Annotated in this window: 5 protein-coding genes and 1 pseudogene; 3 read left to right on the forward strand and 3 right to left on the reverse strand. The window is 55.5% G+C overall.

Annotation, left to right across the window (positions count from 1 at the left end; all coding sequences use genetic code 11):
• The 3 genes and pseudogenes from B7449_RS23690 to B7449_RS09400 all read left to right on the forward strand — a co-directional run.
• Positions 1-93 (forward strand): annotated as a pseudogene (locus tag B7449_RS23690) (type II toxin-antitoxin system mRNA interferase toxin, RelE/StbE family); the annotation flags it as partial.
• 131 nt (positions 94-224) lie between these two features.
• Positions 225-1487: a cation:proton antiporter gene (locus tag B7449_RS09395; protein WP_029604386.1), complete on the forward strand. Its 1263-nt coding sequence runs from the start codon at positions 225-227 to the stop codon at positions 1485-1487.
• Positions 1487-2170, forward strand: coding sequence for a YoaK family protein (locus B7449_RS09400; RefSeq protein WP_039733480.1), 684 nt, complete (start codon positions 1487-1489; stop codon positions 2168-2170). The genes B7449_RS09395 and B7449_RS09400 overlap by 1 nt, the downstream gene beginning before the upstream one ends.
• A gap of 335 nt (positions 2171-2505) precedes the next feature.
• On the opposite strand, the gene B7449_RS09405 is transcribed toward B7449_RS09400, so the two are convergent.
• The 3 genes from B7449_RS09405 to B7449_RS09415 form a co-directional block, all read right to left on the reverse strand.
• The gene (locus B7449_RS09405; protein ID WP_233419910.1) at positions 2506-2784 is read right to left on the reverse strand and encodes a hypothetical protein; all 279 of its coding nucleotides are present in this window, start codon (positions 2782-2784) and stop codon (positions 2506-2508) included.
• An 18-nt stretch (positions 2785-2802) separates the two neighbouring features.
• Positions 2803-3183 (reverse strand): hypothetical protein, encoded by a 381-nt coding sequence (locus tag B7449_RS09410; protein ID WP_233419909.1) that lies wholly within the window; start codon positions 3181-3183, stop codon positions 2803-2805.
• A 62-nt stretch (positions 3184-3245) separates the two neighbouring features.
• Positions 3246-3527 (reverse strand): transposase (locus tag B7449_RS09415; RefSeq protein ID WP_048883587.1); only part of this gene is annotated, 282 nt, incomplete at its 5' end.

A 3527-nucleotide genomic window follows, 5' to 3' on the forward strand; every position in this document is an offset into this window, starting at 1 on the left:
GTCATCGACGAACGGATCGTCATCTATGTAATTGCCGTTGGCCGGAGAGCCGATAATGAGATTTATGAACTGGCTTCGAAGCGAACAGAGTGAATTTACTTTCTTGGTAGAAAGTCAGCTCCCGCCCTCATTTTTGCCATTCAATGCCCGGTTAAGTTTCTCGAATAACAGACTATTCCCGGTTTTTCTTGACGTGAGGCGCCAGGGCGGCCAGCGATGAGGCCATGGATACAATCAGTCTTCTTGCCCTGCTCCTGACCTTCTCGGCAGGCTTCAGCATTCTCAACCACCACACATTGCGTGTTCCTGTCACGATTGGCGTTCTGGTCTTCTCATTGCTGACCTCGCTGTTGGTCATGATCCTGAACCCGCTGATCCCGGCCTATGATCTTCAGGCTCTCCCACGATCCGTGCTCGGTGCCATCAATTTGCCTGCGGCACTTCTGAACGGTGCCCTTTCGCTGCTGCTTTTTGCGGGAGCCATGCAGGTGAATGTCGGACATCTGCGCGCAAAGCTGATGTCTGTAACAGCCCTCTCTATTCTGGGAACCGTTCTGGCCGTGGCTTTTCTGGCGGTCGCGGCGTGGTGTGTTTTCCCCTTTCTGGGGCACGCCGTTCCCTTTACATGGTGCATCGTACTTGGCGCCATTCTCGCTCCGACAGACCCGGTTTCAGTCGTGGGGATGCTGAAACGTCTCGGCCTGCCAGGACCGATACAGGCCGTTTTTGCGGGTGAGAGCCTGTTCAATGACGGCGTGGGCGTCGTCATTTTCGGTGTGACGATCGGGCTGGCGACTGGAGACAGTCAAGGGGTGGGCGCTTCTGAGATTGCCATGAGCTTCTGCCGCGAAGCGCTCGGTGGTGGTCTTCTTGGAGCGATAACCGGGTGGATCGCGCTTCGTGTGCTCAAGGCGCAGCGTGACCCGCATATCGATCTGCTGACCTCGCTGGCTCTGGCGACCGGAACCTTCAGCATCGCCAATCAGCTGGGGATGTCCGGAGCGATTGCCGTCGTCGTGGCCGGACTATGTTTCGGAACCAGTTACAGCCATTCCGTTTTCGATGAAGTATCCCGCAAGGAACTCGACATTGCATGGACGCTGATTGACGAAGTGCTGAACGTGCTCCTGTTCATGCTCATTGGCTTTGAAATATTGGAGATCACGCCGCATCTGTTTACGGTGCTGGCGACGCTTGCCGTGATCCCGCTGTCTATTGCCGTGCGGGCATTGAGCGTGCTGTTCTCCACCCTGCCGGTTCATCTCCGGCAGTGGGAACGGGGCCGTGTTCTCGGTATCCTGACATGGGGCGGCCTGCGTGGCGGCATCTCGGTTTCTCTGGCGCTTGGCCTACCACCCGGAGACCTGCGCGACCTGCTACTGCCTGTTTGCTATGGTGTCGTGGTGTTCACCATCATCGTGCAGGGTCTGACCATGGAGCGGGTCGCCCGCAGGCTCTATCCGTCAATCGCTTCCCGGTCGCAATAATGCCCTCCTCCCTTCTCCCGGTCTCGATTTCCGCCCGGCGGGTTCTCATTCTCGGGCTTGTCGCAGGCTATGTGGATGCCCTGAGTTTCGTCGATCTGGGCGGTGTCTTTGCAGGCGCGATGACGGGCAATACCACGCATATGGGCGCCTCGTTTATCAGCGGAAACTGGCACCATGGCCTGCTTCTGGTGGGTGTGCTGGGTGTCTTTTTCCTTGCCGCCATCCTGTCCGGCCTGATGCGGCTGTTATGGTCGCCAGCTTATGGTGTCATGGTGATGACAATCTTCATGGTTCTGGCACAGATCGTGCATGGATCCTCCCTACGCTACTGGGGCGAATTTCTCGTGCTTCCGGCACTGCTGGCTGTTCAGGGCGAAACGATCGCGAAATTCTTCGGCACGCCCATGCCCACGATCGTCGTGACAACAAACCTGCTGAAAGCCGCATCGGGAATTGCGGAATGGGTAGCGTCATGTCTTGCGCCGGACAGGAACACTCGCCCTGTCGCAGGAAGCATTTTTCTGCCGCTACTTTTGTGGGGGGCTTTTCTGGCTGGCGTGATGGCCGCCGCCATGGGGCTGGCCTTGCACGGTAGTTTTCCGTTCCTGTGGCCCGTCCCGCTCCTTGTCTTTCTATACCGGGATATCTGGAAAACGGAGCGTTCCGGGCAGGACGATAATTGAACACCCTGTCTGACAGGTCAGGATCAGACGCAGGACGTAACGCGTTTATGATGCGAATCTGCCTCTCGGTCAGGTCAGATTTTCATGCCTGACAGCCGACATTCAGCTTCCCCCCCAAATCTGCCTGTCGGCTTCAAGAATTAAGCAGACTGGCGGCAGTCGCCTTTATCTCGGTCATTAGAACGATCGCGAGAACGTGCGCAAAGCGGACGTTGCGTCCTGATCTATTTATCAATCCTAGAGTAGATTGTTACGCAGTTTTTGGGCTCTACATTTGGGCCGCCCCTCAGATGGTTATCGTCACTTCCGTCCTTTCAGGCTGCTATTTGATTCCATTAGAAAATATCGCCTGAAATCAACTTTCGATGCATGATGCATCCTCTACGCGTAAGGCGTGCGGCCGCACAGCCCCACCGCGTGGAAAATCCGGCAGCCACATATCCCATCAATATCAATGATGCGCGAATGCTGCCTCGGTCCGTTTCAGGCACGCCGTAATCGCCATTTATCGGAAGGGAGAGAATAAAGCGGCATTGCTCTTTGGTGAGATTTTTTGCCGCCAGATAGGATCTGGCGGCCCCGCTTTGAACAGGATAATTCACGACGTTATTCAAGAGCCGTCTCCTCCAATCCTATGCACGACAATACATGCTCATTGCGGCTTTCTGCGCGCCGATCAGATTCTGAACCGCAATATAGGCTTGCGCGTAATACGTGCCGGATGTGTTTTCGGGCATGTCGGGCAACGTCATGACCATCTCCATGGCCGCATTCAGTAGTGGCCTGAAATGTGCTTCCAGATGGTTGCCGCGTTCCTGATGTACAGTTGGTAAATCGGCAACCATCATCTGGAACAGCTCATACCCATTCCGCTGCAATTGTTCCTCTTCGGGTAAAAAGTCATTCTGCCCCAGGAAAGCAAGAACACAGGTGCGGTTGGGTGCGAGGAGAATAATTTTTTCAAGCAAAGGATGGAGAACAAGGGAAGGCGGTCGGATAAATGGCGGCCTCATGGCACTGCCTTCCCCGCGCCATCCGGCACATGACCACATCGTCTGAGAGCCCTTTTGGAAATTCACGGATGAGCGTTTCGGCGTAGCATGAGGCTTCCCATGGCGATGTGGATCATGGCCTCTGCGACGTCGATCCGCTGTTCGTAGTCCTTCACAAGGCGACGCCAGCGGATTATCCAACCGAAGGTCCGTTCCACAACCCACCGACGCGGCAGGATTTCAAACCCTTTTGCTGTCTCTGACCGCCGGATGATCTCGACTGTGAAGTCGAGAAAAGTGGCCTTATCCATCAACTGGAGGGGTAATCCCCCCATTTTTAGTCGGGCGTTAAATGAGAATTCAGG

The organism is Komagataeibacter intermedius TF2 (assembly GCF_000964425.1).
GTDB classification, from domain to species: Bacteria; Pseudomonadota; Alphaproteobacteria; order Acetobacterales; family Acetobacteraceae; genus Komagataeibacter; species Komagataeibacter intermedius.

Bases quoted from the DNA above. Each gene is read 5' to 3' on its own strand.
- B7449_RS09395 (WP_029604386.1), top strand. From the start codon at position 225: ATGGATACAATCAGTCTTCTTGCCCTGCTCCTGACCTTCTCGGCAGGC.
- B7449_RS09410 (WP_233419909.1), bottom strand. From the start codon at position 3,183: ATGAGGCCGCCATTTATCCGACCGCCTTCCCTTGTTCTCCATCCTTTG.
- B7449_RS09400 (WP_039733480.1), top strand. From the start codon at position 1,487: ATGCCCTCCTCCCTTCTCCCGGTCTCGATTTCCGCCCGGCGGGTTCTC.